We start from the raw sequence: 753 nt of genomic DNA on the forward strand, positions 1-753 counted from the left end.
ACACCATTTGGTCGCGCAGGAGGTTGGCAAGGCTGCCTGGCTGATCATTGGGGCTGTGTTCCTTGGCGCCCCACTGGCGATGATGTTGCAAACATGGAAGTTATCCCCACCACCGGAGTTGCCCTATCCCGCCATCATCGAATGGTCAAAACCGCTGCCCCCGGAACAATGGGCCAAACGCTCCCCTGAGTTGGAGGCCGCTATCGCTAAACGCGAAGCCGAACTTGCAGGGCAAATCGAGGTGGCGACATGAGTACGCCGCCGGCAGGCACTTCAAATAAGCGGATTTTTTCGCGCAATGATTACTTGGCACCATTGCCTATTCCCACGGGCAGAAAACCTTGTGACGTGCTCAACATTATTTGGCGCAAGAACGAAGTGTTTCTCGATATCGGCAATTACAGCATCGGCTCAGCGGTGATGGTGCTTTGGCCAATGGTGATGTTGTTCGCTTTCATGGGTTATCTGTTCAGACATGATCACGATGACATGCATATTTTTGCGGTAATGACGGCATTCGTAATTGGAGTGCCGACTTTCTTTCTGATCCAAGGCCTCTTCCGAGATGTCCCCTTACCCATACGCTTCAACCGCCAACGTCGCGAAGTCTGCGTCCCCCGCGACAGCGGCGAGTACTGGATCGTCCCGTGGGAAACCGTAACAGCCGCCGCCACTCAGCAATCCTCCGTCAGTCAGGCCGGCCGATCCACGATGGGTTTATTGGTCATCGGTTTCGAAAACCCCGACCCGGAC

At 55.0% G+C, this 753-nt stretch carries 2 pseudogenes; both read left to right on the forward strand.

The window, feature by feature from the left end:
* Positions 1-253, forward strand: a pseudogene (locus GIW69_RS26160) (hypothetical protein); the annotation flags it as partial.
* Positions 250-753: pseudogene (locus tag GIW69_RS26165) on the forward strand (hypothetical protein); the annotation flags it as partial. The pseudogenes GIW69_RS26160 and GIW69_RS26165, both read left to right, overlap by 4 nt.

Origin of the sequence: Pseudomonas syringae, from assembly GCF_021605415.1 — a bacterium.
Taxonomy (GTDB): domain Bacteria; phylum Pseudomonadota; class Gammaproteobacteria; order Pseudomonadales; family Pseudomonadaceae; genus Aquipseudomonas; species Aquipseudomonas syringae_S.